This is a genomic window from Pantoea sp. X-Soil-ISGK-285 (assembly GCF_059730815.1).
Genome location: NZ_AP035939.1, coordinates 103,903 through 120,260, shown reverse-complemented (window position 1 = coordinate 120,260; position 16,358 = coordinate 103,903). Strand labels below are relative to the sequence as shown.

The window sequence follows — 16,358 nt, the reverse complement described above, 5'->3', positions numbered from 1 at the left end:
GGCACTCTTTAAATAGAACTATCGGATTCGTTGCTTCCCGAAATATTCTTTTGTTTTTTGTCTGGAAGACAAGCCATTGAGATAATGCCAGTGAGTACGATGAGAGAACTCATGCCTGCAAAAACAACCATCAGACTCGCAGCGGCGGCCAGTCCGGAAAGGAGACCAGAAAGTGCTTCAGCAGTATTAGCCAGGGTAGAAAACGTGCCGAATGTCTTGCCTGTGTTCTCTGCAAAAGACCAGGACTGTATGAGTGTCACCAGAGAAATATCAACGAATGCACCACTCATACCAAGGACGAATGCTACCGGCAGCAGAGCCTCGAGCGAATAGAGGGCAATAAATGACATTAAAATCAGTAAAATTCCGTAAAAGAACCAATTGCGCATAACATTCAATGGTGAAATATTTATGGCAAACCGTCCGTAAATGAGCCCCCCGGTAATTGTGCCTGCAGCCATTAGAGAAAATATCCAGCTGGTAAATATCTCCCCATTCCCCTGACTGACAGCTACAGCGGGAATAATAAAACGAAGTAATGATCCGGTAAAGAGAATGCAAACAGATGAACCAAAAATAGCAATAAATAAGCCAGGAGCTTCCTGAAATAAACTTTTAATGCAGGATAGATTCTCCTGATATACTTGTTTCAATCTGAACGCCGACGTTTTGTTCTGTGAATTTTCTGAAAACGTACAAAGTATAACAATTGAAATTGCATACGTTAATGTATTGAACATCAGCACCCAGGGCTTGTCTGCCAATGAGAGTATAACTGAACATTTGATGCGCCAATTGTCTGCCATCCAGCCACCAGCGGGGCCGAAAAATAGAAAAGGAATAAAACGAAAAAAATAGACGCAGCCGGCAAGAAGATAATTATTATGCGTGTTCTCGAGCACAATAAACACAAAAACGACCTCATATACATAATCGCCCAACTTCGAGATGAAAAGAGAAGCGAGTAACGTGCGGAAATCTTTAATTTTCAGCCAGTTCATTGAAGTCTATTCCAATATTAAAATCTGAAGCACCTGGCGCAGACACACCCTCTGCAAATTCGATTATGCTAACGTCCCTGAGCATGTAATGTGAGTTTATGTGGCCAATAAACGACGAAGCAAAGCTGAGTGCTATGCCCATACCAATACACATATGCATGCCCGTGCCGAATGATAGTGGCTTTTCTTTTCGCCCCGCAATAAAACGGAATGGGTTATCGAAAACTTTTTCATCGAAGTTAGCCAGCGCCGTGTAAAACATGACCCTGTCACCTTCTTTAAGGTTCTGGCCTCGGAAAATCAGGTCCTGCGCTATTACTCTACCTACAGAAAGAACGGGACTGTATAAGCGAGAAGCTTCTACAACGATATCCCGAACATTGACTGTATTCACCTTCAGGTTGAAGTGAGAAATGGCCCAGAGCGCAGCGACAATGAGTGGCATAACGCTGTCGACTTTATCAGCCCCATAACCTCATTGATTACTAATCTGTACGGCAACGCTCTGGCCCCTCTTACAGAGAAGCCTCTAAACTAAAAGACATTATTCAATTTGTTAATATTGAAGCGCCGCCTGTTAACTTACATCAAAATTTTTCTCCCTGATATTATTACATTTTTTAGTTAACAACCTACTGCCCGAGCTGCGTAGTGTAATTAGCGGGCACCCAGCGATAAGCGTTACCTTCATGCTGAACATGGCCCAGACCAGGGAAGGCGATATGCGCCGCAGCCACCCAGTAGCCCTGATCTGCAGCCTGTTTCAGTACGCTTTCACGTGTAGTGATAGCCTGCTTCTGATTGACATCAAAATGGATGGCCACTTCAGGATCGGGCATTTGCACCGCTTTGGCATGGATGATATCTCCCCACAACACCAGGGTCTGGCCTTCACTCTCTACGCGATAAAGTACGCTACCCGGCGTGTGCCCAGCTGTCGACTCTGCACGGATTCCCCCCGGTAATGTGGCTGGTGCTATAAACGTTTTAAGCAGGCCAGCATTGATGACCGGGCGAAGCGTCCGTTCAGATTCTGCAAAGGTATGGGCCTGACTGGTCTCTACCCTGCTGACGTTAGCCGGATTAAGCCAGAAATCGACATCCCGTTTATCCACGAACACTTCGGCCTTTGGAAAAGCAGGCTTGCCCGCGCGTGAAACACCGCCTGAATGATCGGCATGAATATGGGTTAAAAGTACGGCATCGATCGACTCTGCCGGATAGCCAGCGGCGGCCAGATTAGTCAGCAGATGTCCGCCATTGTGTCCAAAAAGCTCACCGGCCCCGGTATCGACTAAAATGCGCTTTTTACCATCATCGATAACGAAGGCATTGATTGATGTTTCGGCCTGTGGCGTCATCGAATCTCTGGCCATTGCATGGTTTAGTTTTTCAGGCGAAATGTTAGTCAGTAATTTATTCAGGGGAACGGTTACCGTGCCGTCGGAAACCGCGGTAATGCGTAATTTCCCCAATGTCATCCGGTAATAACCCGGAGCTTGCTGATCCCGTACAGAGGTCTGTTCGGCAGCATAGACCGGACTGAACGCGATAAGAGAAGCCACCAGCATCAGTAAAATTTTCATAAATATCTCTCCAGAAAGTTTCATCACAACGTGGTGGGCAGTATCATTACGCAACCTGTATCACTCAAATTGATTAAACTGATGCTCACTATCAGAGAAAATGATTTTCATCGAATCGACCTGAATTTACTGACGGTGTTGTTGGTTCTGAAGCGGGAAGGCAGCGTGTCGCGTGCGGCAGAAAAGCTGCATCTGGGTCAGCCAGCAGTCAGTAATGCACTGGCCCGATTGCGGGTCATGTTCAGCGATCCACTGTTTGTGCGCACGGCGAAAGGCATGGAGCCTACCCCGCGTGCTGAAGCGCTGATCGCTGAGCTGGGCCCGTTAATGGCACAGATGCAGAACGTATTGTTTCAGCCAGCATTCTTCACGCCTTCTGAGGCGACACATGTTTTTCGGCTTGGGATGAGCGACTGGGTTGAACGCTGGCTGATGCCGGGACTGTATGCGCGCATCACGCGCACCGCTCCCGGCGTGACGCTTCAGGTCACGGCCAGCGATCCCTTCCGGGATGCAGAACTGGTCGCGCGTGGCGAGATCGATCTTGCCATTTCGGTTGGCGAGAGCACACCCGCCACGCTCCAGCGCGAGAAGATTGTGTCACACAACTTTTGTACGTTGTGGCACCCGGAACAGCTTTCGTTGCGTGCACCGTTGACGCTGGAGGATTATGTGGCGCATGACCATCTGCTGGTTTCCTATCGCGGGGCGAACTGGAGCGCCATCGATGACCAGCTTGCGGCATCAGGAAAGGCACGTTCAATTCGCTACGTGACGCCGCATTTTTCTTCTCTGCCTCCGCTGCTGGCGCGCGCACCCGCGTTAGCCACCGTTCCCGCTGGGCTGTCGGTTGAGTGGGTGACGCATTACGGCTTATGCTGTAGCCCGGTACCCATTGAAACACCGGAAATAGCCCTGTCACTGCTCTGGCATAAACGGCTTGATAACGATTTGTCACTGCGCTGGCTCAGGGAAGAACTGCGTAACGTGATGACAGAACGAACCTGAATAAATTACGGCCTAATTATTTGCTCAATAATCCATTCGCGAAATATTTCCATCGACTGGGTCATCTTTCTGGCTCTCTGCCAAGTTAACCAGTACCCATCATGACCAGAATAAATATTAAATGGTCTGGCGAGCAAACCTTGCTTTATTTCCGTTTGAAACATGACATCAGGTGCCAGTGCCAGGCCGCCAGTGATCATCACAGCATCTATAATAAGGCGTGAAGAATCGAATACAGGTCCATTAATTCTGAATGGGGAAATACCCGCCGCAGCAAACCAGTTATCCCACTCTTCAAGACGGTAAGAACGTAATAACGTCTCGCCGGATATATCGCCAGGTTTTGTCAGTCTCTTCGCCGTTTCAGGCCGGCATAACAGGGTCAGCGGCGCATCCAGCAATAGCTGGTTATGCGATGACGCCCATTTACCCGAACCATATCTTATAGCAAAATCCACTCCCTCTCCGGCAATGCTTACGACATTGTTGTTCGTCTGAATACTCAGTTCGATAGAGGGATGTCTCTCCTGAAAATCTTCAATTTTTGGTAAAAGCCAGCCCAGCGCAAAGGTGCCCACACAGGATATCGTCAGTGCCTCCCTGACTTTACCTCCTTCAAACTGACGATAAGCCTTCTCAATACGATGAAATTCTTCTGAAATTTTTGAGAATAGCAACCGCGCCTCATCGGTCAACTCCAGGCCCCGGGAAAGCCTTTTGAACAAAATCACCCCTAATTTCTCTTCCAGCAGCCTGACCTGCTGACTGACCGCAGCCTGAGAGACAAAGAGTTCCATGCCTGCCCTGGTAAAATTGAGGTGGCGGGCAGATGCTTCAAATGCACGCAGCGCATTGAGTGGGATATCACTTTTCAAATCAGCCCCCAGAAAAACTTATGACTGGCATCAATTTATACCGTTTTTTCTTACAAGGAAATTGATTTATTTTGGGGCAAATAATTTAAGGGATGCATTTTTTCTGCGTGACTTAAAAGACCCCATGATTTTACTAATGCCAGAATAAGGTAATGCAAGATGATAAACTTTAAAGGAAGCCTGACCGGCATGTTACTGATGGCCGCAACAGGTTGTTCAGTGTCAGCCCATGCTGCTTTTGACCAGCTAACGCTAAAGAGCCAGTTTGAGACACTGGAAAATAAATCTGGTGGCAGACTCGGCGTTACGGTCGTTGACACATCCGATGGTTCTGAATATTCATGGCGGGGCAATGAAAGATTCCCGCTGTGCAGCACAAGTAAAGTAATGGCAGTAGCAGCGATATTAAAGAAAAATGAAAGTGACCATAGTTTGCTTGATAAGAAAATTCATATAAATAAAAGCGACATGGTTAATTATAATCCCATCACCCAGAAACATATCGGCTCATCAATGACTGTTGCTGAACTGAGTGCTGCGGCGTTGCAATACAGCGATAATGCCGCGATGAATAAATTACTTGCGTATCTGGGTGGCCCGCAACAGGCTACGCATTTTGCCCGAACAATCGGCGATAAGGCTTTTCGCCTGGACAGAAAGGAACCAGAACTCAATACAGCAATCCCGGATGATGTGCGTGACACTACGACTCCTTCAGCGATGGCTGACACGCTTAATAAGCTTGTTCTCGGCACCGCCCTCAAAGGAGAGCAGCGAGCCAAACTGTCAGAATGGATGAAGGGCAATACAACAGGTGCAAACAGTATTAAAGCAGGCCTGCCGGCTGACTGGATAGTGGCTGATAAAACCGGCAGTGGTGACTATGGCACAACTAATGATATTGCCGTCATCTGGCCGAAGGATCAGGCACCCATCATCCTGACGACCTACTTCACCCAGAAGGACAAAGACGCGGTCGCGCGCAAAGACGTACTGGCCAGTGCGGCAAAACTAGTTGTGGACGCAATCAGTAAATAATTAGCTTCAGCTTCAGATAATCGGCTCAGAGTGGGCCGATTATCTGGCTTTCGCCCCGCTAACCCGCGCACCAGCGAAATACCACTTCAACTCAAAAACTCAGTACCTCGCCCGGCTACTGCTCAGGTGCGGAAAAAAGGCAGGCGACGGCAAGGCTTCCGGGGCAGTTGGCTCAGCGTTCAGCATACGCAAAAATGACTCAGCCCAGTGATGGCTGTTGTACATATGCAGTCCCTTTATCAGACAGGCATGCAGAGACCGCCGTTCGTGTAACGGCATCTGCAATGCGCGATGTACCGCACTGGCCATTGCATCAGGATCATAAGGATTGACGATGATGGCACCCTCCATCTGCCCGGCTGCACCGGCAAACTGCGAGAGGATAAGCACCCCGGGATTTTTCGGGTCCTGTAAGGCGATATACATTTTGGCCATCAGGCTCATGCCTGCCATCAACGGCGTCACCAGCGCAACGCGTGAGGCACGATAGATGCCAGCCTGCTCTTCGCGGCTGTAGCCATGAGTCAGATAGTTCACCGGATACCAGTTCATTGTGCCATGCACGCCATTAAGCTCCCCACACAGTGCTTCCAGAGCGTGACCGAGTTCTGACGCATCATGTGCGTGTCCGGCTGCAGGAGGCGCCAGCTGCAACAGCGTGATATTTTTCTGGTAGCAATCATGTTTTCGCAGCAACACTTCCATAGTGCTGATCCGGTAAGGCAGACCTGAACTCTCATCAAGATGGCCGCCGCTTAGCACGGTATTTTCGGGCAGGCTTTCGCGGCACTGCATTTCCATGTAAGCACAGCTGTTGCTATCACGCAGAGACTGGACATCGTCAAGATCTATTCCGACAGGTAACACACCCACCCTGATAATCCGGCCATGAACACGAAAGCTTTGCGCTTCCAGCCGTTCTATACGGAATTCGCTCTCCAGCCAGACCAGGAAGTTATTCATATCCTGCACGGTCTGAAAGCCAATCAGATCACAACATAACAGAGAGTCAGTGAACCAGCGCCATTCGGGTATGGTTTCAAACATTCTGCCAGCCGGGAAAGGTTGATGCAGAAAAATACCCACTAAGTTGGTCAATCCTTCTTCACGGATATAGGTGGCACAGCCTAGCAGATGGTAATCCTGAATCCAGATAACATCGTCGGGTGCGGCGTTTTCGCAGATGGCGCGCGCATAGGCTTTATTGATGTTTTTATATTCCTGATAGCCGCTGGCGGAAAAACGAGCCATGTCCGGACGCTGATGAAAAACAGGCCAGAGCCCTTTATGAATATAATTGTGGTACCCCTCATTAAGCTCGCCAGGCGTATACGGGAAGGTCACGGTTTCATACTGACCCATCTGCTGCACGGCGTAGGGTCTTGGCGCATCCGGAGGCATCACCCTGCTTTCACCATCCCAGCTAATCCAGACGCCTCCCTGACGGGAAAGGATGCCGTCATAAATTGCAGTAAGCGTCGAACGTTGACATTGATTATGCGAAACAAGAATAAGGCCTGACATGCTGTATTCCTTAAGAACCCGCTGCGGAGAGGCACCAGTGCCTGGCAGCGAGCCGCTATTAATAGGAGGTCGGAGAATAAACTGGAGAAAACCACTCATGAATGTGCACCCTGTCCACTTAATGCCTGCAGACGCTTTTTGCAAAATCGGGTTGTGACCGCCATCGTGTAACGTTGTCACGTAAATGCCCGGTGCCGTTAATTAAACCGAACGGCCTGTAAAAAAGGCGTAAAAAGAGTCTGATGAAGTGTAAAAACGCTGCAAATCACGCGCCCGATATAGCATTAGCGGGCAGCGATGGCGCAAAAAGTCAGTGAGTTGAAGACAGTGAATATACGCGGGTATAAATAAGGCGGGTTGGCCCGGTTCCGCTCACCCTCAAAGCTGGTTTGATAAATGCGTGGCCGGGCCGTTTTATTTCGGAAACAGAGAACTTAAAAATCTCTTTGTTAATTCAGAGCTGAGCGATCATTGTCTGGAATGATACGCCGTTAAAAAATTTGACCTCCCCGACTTTTTTAAATCCCCTTTTCTCATAAAAAGGGACGGCAAGGAGTGAAGACCGTACGCTGATTTCTGAACGCAATTCGGGAATCGCCCGCTGCCAGAGTGCCCTCGCTACCCCTTTTCGCTGAAATTTCGGATGTACAAAAAGGTATTTAACTAAATTGCCTTCGAAAAGGGTGAGTACGCCTGTCACCTCACCTCTTTCCACGGCAATCAGCCAGAGATAGTCATCTGAAACAATCAACGGCTGAAGCACATCGGGCTTTGTGCTGTCGATGAACCATTGCGGACAGGGCTCTGTCTCTGAAAAATTACATTGCACAGACACAAGCTGTATCAGCTCACTGATGCCTGCCGCATCAGACTCCAACGCCGTTCTGATTTCCATTCTTTTGTCATTCCCCCTGATTAGGTTAAGGCAAGGGCATGGAGGCCTGCCATTCGAAAAGCCATCCACTCCCCTTTTCCGCTGAATCCCGGCCCGAGAACCCGCGTCCTGAAGATTAAAGCAACGTGACTTTGCCCTGGAAAATCACCGGACCGGACGGCCCGCTGAGCCTGGAACCTCCCACCGGCTCCAGACTTACCGCCAGTACCGTCTGATTATCTAACTCGCCAGGCGGTAACCGGAAAACGTTACTGTCGCGGTGATTGATCAGCCCCAGAGATTGTGGCGCAGCACTGCCCCTGATCAGCCAGAGCTGCAGGTTTTTATTCTCTGGCAGCGTGATGTTCAGCGCCGAAACCTGAAGGAGTGAAGCTGACTTATCCAGATTCACCACAAACTGTGCATCGGGCTGTGCGCCGCTGAGTACCGCAATCAGCTGCAGGGATTGTGGGGCATCAGGGTTGCTTAAATGGGTGAAAATGAGGATGCCAGCCATTGCCGCCGCCAGGCCCCAGCCGAGCCAGAAGCCAGGATGCCTGCGGATTGATGTCGTGCCAGAAACGCCAGTATTCGGGCCAAGATCCTGCTCAATCTGCTGCCAGACCGCAGAAGGCGGGATAACGGCGTGAGTGAGCAGGTCAATGCCGCTGAACGCTTTCTGCCAGTGCAGCACCTCTGCAGCAAATACTGAATCGTCATTGAGCCGTTTATCCAGCCGATGACGGGTCTCATCGTCGGTAAGGCCAAGCACATATTCGGCCGCAGTGAGATCATGTTGTTCCTGACCAGTCATATGCCTATGCACTCCCGAAGATGGGTTAACGCGCGACGGATCCAGCTTTTCACCGTCCCTTCAGGCTGACTCATAGAGAGCGCAATCTCACTCTGTGACAGGCCACGATAATAGGCGAGCGAAATGCTTTGTCGCTGCTCAGAGGGTAAGTGCGCCATGCAGTGCTGAAGGCGACGCGCCTCCGCATGACTCGCATCGGCAGGAAGTGGCGTCTGGAAACCTGCTTCCGCTTCGCTGATCTCATCCACGGAACAGCTTCTGTTTTCATGTTTACGAAGGAAATCAATCGCCCGATTTCTGGCGATGTGACTGAGCCAGATATGCGGCTCACTGCGCTTATCGTCGTAATAGTTAGCCGACTGCCAGATTTGGATAAACGTATCGTGAAGGATCTCTTCTGCCCAGTCCCGGCGTCTCACCATTCGCAGAATGATCCCATAGAGTCGGGGCGACAGAACGCGATAAAGCTGCTCAAGAGCAGCTTTATCGCCGACGGCTATCTGATTCATTAAATCGGCCTGAATATGGGGCACATTTTTTGTCATCGGCTTCCCTGTGAAAGATGTAGCCACGCGATAAGTGGCTACACACAGTATAGGTAACGCCTTACGGCATCAGCACGGTATCAATAACGTCAATCACACCGTTACTCTGGTTCACATCATACGTGGTGATACTGGCAATATTGCCCTGAGCATCTTTAAGCTGAATATTGTGCGGGCCATTTGCCATCACCCACAGTGATTCGCCATTCACCGTTTTCAGCTCGGCTTTGCCTCCTCCCGCTTTGATTTTTTTTTCCAGCGCTTTCATGTCCAGTTTTCCTGCAACCACGTGATAGGTCAGGACACTGGTGAGTTTTTGTTTATTCTCTGGCTTAAGCAGGGAGTCGACGGTGCCCTTAGGCAATTTATCAAAGGCGGCATTGGTGGGCGCGAAAACGGTAAACGGCCCCTTCCCTTCAAGTGTCTGGACCAGACCGGCGGCTTTAACAGCCGCGACCAGCGTGGTGTGGTCTTTCGAGTTAACAGCATTCTCAACAATATTTTTCGATGGGTACATAGCAGCACCGCCGACCATCACCGTGTCGCTGTCCATGCTCGCCGCGTAAGTGGCGCCACTGAAGACTAATGCAGAAAAAATCAGAGTTGGCAGGAATGGTTTCATTTTCACTTCCCTCATTGAGTTAACGGACAGGGCGAGAGCGCCCTTATCTGTTAATACGAATGAGCAGCGAAAACGGATGCAAAAAAAATTTAAATTTTTTAAATCTGAGGGGGTTCAGGCTGAGGCGATATGCAATAAGCCCACCAGAGGTGGGCTTATCATAACGAGTCCATACTGCGTCAACGTCTGCTTTTCACGCACAGCAGACAGCCATCATTACTGGCAAGAAATAGCTCCCGGTCATACATTTCAGTAATGTAAAAACCTATGACCCGGACAGCTCAGATGCTCTCCACCCACGTCTTTCGCCGTGAGCTACACGCATGAACTTAAATGCGAAAAGCATTCACTGCTTCACGTAAAGCGTGTGCCTGGGCTGAAAGCGACTGTGATGCGGAAGAGGATTCCTCAACCAGCGCGGCGTTATTCTGCGTGACGCCATCCATCTCGTTCACTGCGATGCTGACCTGTGAAATGCCCTGCATCTGTTCAGCTGAGGCGAGTGAGATGTTATCCATCGCGACGGCAAGTTTTCCAACCATCGCATTGATATCAAGAATGCTCTTGCCGGTGCCGGTTGCCACGACAACACCACTTTCGACCTGCGCCACAGCCTCTTCAATCAGATGTTTAATATCTCTGGCTGCCGTTGCACTGCGCTGTGCCAGCGTCCTGACTTCACCCGCAACGACGGCGAAACCTCGACCCTGTTCGCCCGCTCGTGCTGCTTCGACTGCCGCGTTAAGCGCCAGAATGTTGGTCTGAAATGCAATTCCTTCGATAACGGAGGTAATATCCCGGACTTTCACCGCGCTTTTTGAAATATCATTCATCGTCTCTGACATGCGCTGCATATCGTGTTCACCCGAACGCGCCAGCGCAGCGGTTTCACGGGCTGAATCCGCGGTCTGCTGTGCGCCCGCTGCATTACTTTTTACCGTGACCGTAAGCTGCTCAATACTGGCGGCGGTTTCCTGCAAAGCGGCGGCCTGCTGCTCTGTACGGGAAGAGAGTTCAGTATTGCCCTGGGAAATTTCATCAGCTGCCATGGCGACCGAAGCGGAAGAATCTTTAATCTGCGAGACCAGGTCACGCAGATTGCTCTGCATGCTATCCAGAGAAGCCATCATGCTGACGGTATCCCCCTGACGCAGGGTCACTTTTGTCGTCAGATCGCCCGCCGCAATCGCAGCGGCCAGGCCCTGCGCATGCGAAGGTTCTCCACCCAGCTGAGTCTTGATCCAGCGGGTGATCAGCCCACTCATCACAAATCCCATCACAACAAACAGGGTGGTCAGGCCTGCCAGCGTCATATAAACACCGGAGAGCGCCTGCGTGGACGTTTCGGCCGTTTTACTCGTTACCCTCGCCTGATAATCAACCATCCCATCCACTGCATTGCGGTAGTGCGAAAGCGCAGGGATCAGTTCACCACGGAGTTTTTCCGGGAACGGAGTGGCGTTCTGCTTAAACAGGTTTTGCTCTGCCTGATGAAGCGGACCCGCTGCCACTTCAATTTTATTTAATTGCGTGGAAGCCTCTTCTACTTCAGCAAGATTGATCCCCGGAATGCTTTTGGCACCGTTGATCAGTTCCCGGAAATGCGCAGTGGTATTATCACTGTTGGTCTGCAATGCAGAGAACTCGTTTTTTACAGTGGCCTCTGCCTGAGGCTGAGTGACTGAAGCCACGGACAGTAAAAGGACAGTTTGCTGAGTTAAATTATCTTTTAGCGTCTGCAGGGCCTGGAGATCGCCCAGCCGCGCGCGCGTCAATTCCTGCTGATCGCTGGCCGTATTGAGTTTAAATCCGGCAAATCCTGTCACAAAAACGCCCGTTAAGATGACTGTGAGGAATGCCGCAGTGAGCATGACGCTTAATTTTATTTTTTTGTTCCGATACATACGAGACCCCGATGTTTGAATTAATAGGTTATCACCGACGTTCCGCTTCTATGGCTCGCTGGTACTGGATCTGTTATCGGCAGCGGGGAAAGAAATTACAGTAATGAAAGGGGTAAGAAGTGATGATTCCTGGGCGGAGTAAAAGGGTAAATCCCTGGCGGATGCTATTAAGGCAGTGAGTGTGATTCTAGTGACTTGTCGCCTGAATGCGGATAAAACCATTCCAGCTTCGCTTGTGGCACTACGGATTTAACAGACTCTTCAGCGTCATTTGAGATGACTGACAATAGAAGTGTCCTCGTGGTGAGAACGGAATCTCAGACCGCAGATATTTCATTAAGGGTGGAGAGCGGCGCAGCCATCAGGTGCATGCGTTTGCAGCTGGAGACGAACAGATAATAAGGTACCTTGCTTTCCGTGATTACCTCAGAGAAAACAGAGATATCGCAGCAACCTATGCTGAGATAAAGCGTGAAGCAGCATCACTCTGTAACAACGATGCTCAACGCTACAGCGCGCTCAAAGCGAACTTTATAGCGCATCATCTAAAGCTTGCACTGATTGACCTGAAACGATAGGTACTGAGCAGGACAGGATATATCCTCCTCACCCCCGTTTTTGATTCCATTCATCCTGACTCAGGGTAAACAGCATGCTTGCGGGCGCATTTTCCACATCATAAATATCCCGGGTATGACGGAGTCCGGCCTTAATCAGAACCTTTTGTGAAGCCAGATGATTCGCTCTTACGACTGCAGAAATTTCAGCCAGTTTTATCTCTTCGAACCCATAACTAACTGCATAGTTCGCAAATTCCGTCGCCAGTCCTTTCCCCCAGGATTCCGGAGAGAAACGATATCCAAGATTATTGATCGTGATATCGGCAAAGCTTCTGATGCTCAATCCCCCAAAACCGATGATTCTTTCTTGATTATCCTGAAGCGAGATAGCCCAACTGCCGAAGCCATTCAATTCCCAGTGACGGATAGAGCGCGATAGCACTTCCCGTGAATGATGGATATCCGGATGTGGGCCAGCGGGATTAAACGTATTCGTCGCAGGGTCGCCGTAGATCCTGAAAAGATCATCGGCATCTGATGGGGTGACTGGCCGAAGAAACAACCGCATAGTGTCTGGCTGCAAAATAAACGCTCTCAGATTAAGAAACGAGTGATCCTGTTTTTATAACGGGAAACGGTGCGGGAAACTATGTAAATCTCTCACCTCATCAGTCTGTTCAGTCAGGCTTGATCTCTTTAATAAGCGCTTCACCCTGATTGTGGATGTTGCCGACTTTGGCTGTAACAGGATGCCAGGCAAAGTCCTTTTCCGGTAATGCGGCTTCATGTGCAATTTCCTGAGCACGTTCTGACGTGGTTTCGGCACTGAGCCATTCGCGTACAGCATCCGCACTTAAAACCAGCGGGCGTCGGTCATGGATATCAACCATGCCTTTATTGCTCGCTGCCGTTACGATAACAAAACCCTCATGCCCATGATCCTTACCATAAGGAGCTTTGCCGATAGCGGCGAAGAACAGCGGTTCTTTCTCTTTGTGGTAGATAAAGTAAGGCTGTTTTTTATCGCCCTCTCGCTTCCATTCATACCAGCCGTTGGCAGGAACAATGGCGCGACCATGCTCCCACAGCGGTTTGAACATGCGTCCCGTCGCAGCGGTTTCACCACGCGCATTGATAAGCGGTTGTTTGTTCCACCACTCCGGACCGTAACCCCAGTAAACCGGATCAAAGTGCAGTTCATTATCCCGCTCATTGAGCAAGAGCACTTTGGTGCCTGGAGCAACGTTAAAGCGGCCTATCGGCTCCGGATCATAAATAATTTCATCGGGCTTCAGCCCCAGGGATGCAAAGTAATCGTCTCTGCTGCTGAACTGCGCAAACCGTCCACACATGGGGATCTCCTCTCATAAGGATAGCGCAGCGTTGAACGAGTTAAATAAATCTAAAAAAATTGTTCTTCTGGCTGAAGATGTCGTGATTTTTGACGAGAACATAATTAATGAATATGAATAAACTGGAGCAGTAATGAAGGGAATTATTTTAAGTCTGGCTATGGCGTCACTGATGGCTGACTCGTTTACAGCTGATGCGCGCGGCCATCGTGGTGGGGGTGGGCATAGAAGCTACAGCCATAGTTTTAGTTCAGGTTACTCATCACAAACAACAACACCCAGAATCAAGAAGAGATATTCCAGCAGCAAGCGAACGGCCAGATATGCTACTGCGGGCGTGGCGGGTTATGGCGCATACCAGGCCCATAACTACACGTCATCCTACGTGCGTGAGAAGGGCCGTCAGGCCGCAAGAAAATCCTCAACGAACAGCTATGACAACCAGTATCCAAATCAGCCCCAGGCTCAGCCAGTTAGCCAGAATATGGCACCGACATGTTCACCCTTATCTATGGTAAGCCAGCCGGGCTATACAAACCTGCCTGTATGCCTGGGCAGTGTTAATTGATTTCAAGCCTTGTAGCGATGAAACGACGATGAATTGATATTTTCAGGAAGACACATTTTACAGAATGCCACTTACCGCACCCCGGAGAGGTCATATTTTAGTGACTTCGTAGGGACACGAACCTTTAATAATATGAGATATAACTCATGACCATAGTTTTTATACCTGCCCTCATCCCATTACTGATGAGAATTGAGAATGAGAAAGGAAGCCCGCTTACTGAGCAGGAAGTCAGTAGCATCCGTGATAATGCCACAACTATCGAAGTGCCGCGTGATGTTGCTCTCGCCATGGCTGAATGCCGCGGTTACTTCGATATCAACCCTGAAAATTGCTGGGCTGAATGGAGCTTTTACCGGAGTAAGAGTTTGCTGTCAGTTGCTGACAACGGATAACTGCATCGCGGTACACATCTGCACCTCATGTTTTAGCAGCCGGTATCTGACGGCATAGCTTCAGAGATCGACATACTGTTAGCATCAGTTCTGGCTGGCTCATGGGCTACTACATATAGCCATACCGTGTAAAAGTAGTCAGGAAAATATTTTTTAACTGTGTTTGTTGTCATGAGCCGCAGAGAGGAAATTCCTGAAGCTGCAGAACGTTGCATGCAACAGAAAGGGTTTTATCAGACACCGGTTTAGCTTATTGTCGGTCTGACTTGAAAATTTTATAAAAATTAAGAAGCAATTATTTTCTTCATGATTATATCCCTGCTGTTTGCCCGGATTTTATATCATCTATTCTACCGTCTTAATATCCACAGCCACCAGAACAACCCAGTATTTCATCTGCTCAGTCATCAACTACGTTTTCAAAAAAAGACAGTGTTTCGGCGCTTTTTCGGCGGGGCTGCCCTACTGTTACCTGGCAATACACACCTCTCTATTATCTATAAATTTTTCTGTTCCGATCGAAATGCGTGGCCGTTGGTCATCATTCTGTACCCTGCTTCAGACGCGCAACAATCTCCCCCCTCTTTTCAAATCACGCCGATAGCGTTAAGCTATACGAAACATATACGTTTCATATAAGGCTTGCATGGGTATCGTAAAAATCTCCGACCTGATGCATGAGAATCTGCGCATCGCCAGTCATGCGATGAGCCGCTCAATTAATGCACAGGCAGAACACTGGCTAAAACTCGGTATGCTGGCTGAACTCTATCCGCAGCAGACCCAACATCAACTGGCGCAGATGCTAATCCGGCTTGAACTGGAAGGCAGCGCTGATATACGCAATATGCTCTCTAAAGAGAGCCTCACCACACAAGGAGACGTGTCATGAACAGCGTTAAAATTCATACCGCAGCGGAAATCGAAATGGCACGGGCAGCCGGACAGGCTGCGGCTCAGGTGCTGGCGATGATTACACCTCACGTCCGTCCCGGCATCACGACTGAAGAACTGGATGATATCTGTCACGACTTCATCGTGAATGAGCTTAAAGTGACGCCAGCAAACATCGGTTATCACGGTTATACCCGCACTACCTGCACGTCGGTCAATCATGTGGTCTGCCACGGCATTCCGGCCAGCAAAAAACTCAAGGATGGCGATATCGTTAATATCGATGTAGCGATCATTAAAGATGGCTGGTATGGCGATACCAGCCGGATGTACTTTGTCGGCACACCGTCAGTCCGTGCAAAACGTCTGGTCGATATCACCTATCAGTCGATGGTCGCCGGTATCAAAACCGTCCGTCCTGGCGCGACGCTGGGCGATGTGGGCGCGGCTATCCAGCGTGTGGCTGAATCGGCTGGCTTCTCGGTGGTTCGTGAATATTGCGGTCACGGTGTCGGCGAAATTTACCACACTGATCCACAGGTGCTGCACTACGGCACGCCGGGTGAAGGGATGCCACTGAAAGCAGGCATGATTTTCACTATCGAACCGATGATTAATGCTGGTAAAGCCGGAACCAGCGTGCTGTCAGATGGCTGGACGGTGGTCACCAAAGATCGCTCGCTCTCGGCACAATGGGAACATACTGTCGCCGTCACCGATGAGGGTTTTGATTTGCTCACGCCCTGGCCTGAAGGCACCGGCGACTACCCGGCGATTTAATCTCTCAGCCTGAGACAG

The 16,358-nt window shown here is 49.7% G+C and carries 18 protein-coding genes and 1 pseudogene; 7 read left to right on the top strand and 12 right to left on the bottom strand.

Annotated elements, in window-relative coordinates; translation table 11 throughout:
• Positions 1–8: 8 nt before the first annotated feature.
• From AC6I8B_RS19860 to AC6I8B_RS19850, 3 genes are all read right to left on the bottom strand, one after another.
• On the bottom strand, positions 9–1,001 hold the full coding sequence (locus tag AC6I8B_RS19860) for an MFS transporter (RefSeq protein ID WP_124890622.1): 993 nt from the start codon (positions 999–1,001) through the stop codon (positions 9–11).
• Positions 982–1,446: a cytochrome P450 gene (locus AC6I8B_RS19855; protein WP_229518700.1), complete on the bottom strand. Its 465-nt coding sequence runs from the start codon at positions 1,444–1,446 to the stop codon at positions 982–984. Before AC6I8B_RS19855 ends, AC6I8B_RS19860 begins: the two co-directional genes overlap by 20 nt.
• 187 nt (positions 1,447–1,633) lie before the next feature.
• A complete protein-coding gene (locus AC6I8B_RS19850) occupies positions 1,634–2,587 on the bottom strand; it encodes an MBL fold metallo-hydrolase (protein WP_157353167.1) in 954 nt (317 codons plus the stop codon).
• An 81-nt stretch (positions 2,588–2,668) separates the two neighbouring features.
• Here AC6I8B_RS19850 and AC6I8B_RS19845 point away from each other — a divergent pair, with 81 nt between their 5' ends.
• Positions 2,669–3,595 (top strand): LysR family transcriptional regulator, encoded by a 927-nt coding sequence (locus AC6I8B_RS19845; protein WP_157353169.1) that lies wholly within the window; start codon positions 2,669–2,671, stop codon positions 3,593–3,595.
• Positions 3,596–3,600: 5 nt separating this feature from the next.
• On the opposite strand, the gene AC6I8B_RS19840 is transcribed toward AC6I8B_RS19845, so the two are convergent.
• Positions 3,601–4,470, bottom strand: coding sequence for a LysR substrate-binding domain-containing protein (locus AC6I8B_RS19840; RefSeq protein ID WP_157353171.1), 870 nt, complete (start codon positions 4,468–4,470; stop codon positions 3,601–3,603).
• 198 nt (positions 4,471–4,668) lie between these two features.
• Between AC6I8B_RS19840 and bla the strand changes: the two genes are divergently transcribed.
• Complete coding sequence (gene bla / locus AC6I8B_RS19835) at positions 4,669–5,508, top strand: class A beta-lactamase (RefSeq protein ID WP_370873667.1); 840 nt, start codon at positions 4,669–4,671, stop codon at positions 5,506–5,508.
• A 99-nt stretch (positions 5,509–5,607) separates the two neighbouring features.
• Here the strand turns inward: bla and AC6I8B_RS19830 are convergent, their stop codons facing one another.
• The 6 genes from AC6I8B_RS19830 to AC6I8B_RS19805 all read right to left on the bottom strand — a co-directional run bounded on the left by AC6I8B_RS19830 (position 5,608) and on the right by AC6I8B_RS19805 (position 11,791).
• Positions 5,608–7,032, bottom strand: a complete 1,425-nt coding sequence (locus AC6I8B_RS19830) for an alpha,alpha-trehalose-phosphate synthase (UDP-forming) (protein ID WP_157353172.1) — start codon at positions 7,030–7,032, stop codon at positions 5,608–5,610.
• A gap of 454 nt (positions 7,033–7,486) precedes the next feature.
• Positions 7,487–7,927, bottom strand: coding sequence for a GNAT family N-acetyltransferase (locus tag AC6I8B_RS19825; RefSeq protein WP_022624394.1), 441 nt, complete (start codon positions 7,925–7,927; stop codon positions 7,487–7,489).
• A gap of 115 nt (positions 7,928–8,042) precedes the next feature.
• A complete protein-coding gene (locus tag AC6I8B_RS19820) occupies positions 8,043–8,720 on the bottom strand; it encodes an anti-sigma factor (protein ID WP_033787099.1) in 678 nt (225 codons plus the stop codon).
• A complete protein-coding gene (locus AC6I8B_RS19815) occupies positions 8,717–9,265 on the bottom strand; it encodes a sigma-70 family RNA polymerase sigma factor (protein ID WP_033760614.1) in 549 nt (182 codons plus the stop codon). The genes AC6I8B_RS19820 and AC6I8B_RS19815 overlap by 4 nt, the downstream gene beginning before the upstream one ends.
• A gap of 61 nt (positions 9,266–9,326) precedes the next feature.
• The gene (locus AC6I8B_RS19810; RefSeq protein WP_060679269.1) at positions 9,327–9,887 is read right to left on the bottom strand and encodes a fasciclin domain-containing protein; all 561 of its coding nucleotides are present in this window, start codon (positions 9,885–9,887) and stop codon (positions 9,327–9,329) included.
• Between the two features lie 329 nt (positions 9,888–10,216).
• Entirely contained in the window at positions 10,217–11,791 is a 1,575-nt protein-coding gene (locus AC6I8B_RS19805) for a methyl-accepting chemotaxis protein (protein ID WP_157353174.1), read from the bottom strand.
• Positions 11,792–12,090: 299 nt separating this feature from the next.
• Here AC6I8B_RS19805 and AC6I8B_RS19800 point away from each other — a divergent pair.
• A pseudogene (locus tag AC6I8B_RS19800) lies at positions 12,091–12,369 on the top strand (GrpB family protein); the annotation flags it as partial.
• Positions 12,370–12,397: 28 nt separating this feature from the next.
• Here the strand turns inward: AC6I8B_RS19800 and AC6I8B_RS19795 are convergent.
• Positions 12,398–12,919, bottom strand: a complete 522-nt coding sequence (locus AC6I8B_RS19795; protein WP_416046266.1) for a GNAT family N-acetyltransferase — start codon at positions 12,917–12,919, stop codon at positions 12,398–12,400.
• A 109-nt stretch (positions 12,920–13,028) separates the two neighbouring features.
• The gene (locus AC6I8B_RS19790; RefSeq protein ID WP_157353178.1) at positions 13,029–13,703 is read right to left on the bottom strand and encodes an SOS response-associated peptidase family protein; all 675 of its coding nucleotides are present in this window, start codon (positions 13,701–13,703) and stop codon (positions 13,029–13,031) included.
• A gap of 133 nt (positions 13,704–13,836) precedes the next feature.
• On the opposite strand from AC6I8B_RS19790, the gene AC6I8B_RS19785 reads away from it, so the two are divergent.
• From AC6I8B_RS19785 to map, 4 genes are all read left to right on the top strand, one after another.
• Positions 13,837–14,271, top strand: a complete 435-nt coding sequence (locus AC6I8B_RS19785; protein WP_157353179.1) for a hypothetical protein — start codon at positions 13,837–13,839, stop codon at positions 14,269–14,271.
• Between the two features lie 146 nt (positions 14,272–14,417).
• Positions 14,418–14,666: a hypothetical protein gene (locus tag AC6I8B_RS19780; protein WP_157353181.1), complete on the top strand. Its 249-nt coding sequence runs from the start codon at positions 14,418–14,420 to the stop codon at positions 14,664–14,666.
• A gap of 646 nt (positions 14,667–15,312) precedes the next feature.
• Positions 15,313–15,558 (top strand): ParD-like family protein, encoded by a 246-nt coding sequence (locus tag AC6I8B_RS19775; RefSeq protein WP_157353183.1) that lies wholly within the window; start codon positions 15,313–15,315, stop codon positions 15,556–15,558.
• Positions 15,555–16,340 (top strand): type I methionyl aminopeptidase, encoded by a 786-nt coding sequence (gene map / locus AC6I8B_RS19770; RefSeq protein ID WP_045140062.1) that lies wholly within the window; start codon positions 15,555–15,557, stop codon positions 16,338–16,340. Before AC6I8B_RS19775 ends, map begins: the two co-directional genes overlap by 4 nt.
• The last annotated feature ends 18 nt before the right edge of the window (positions 16,341–16,358 follow it).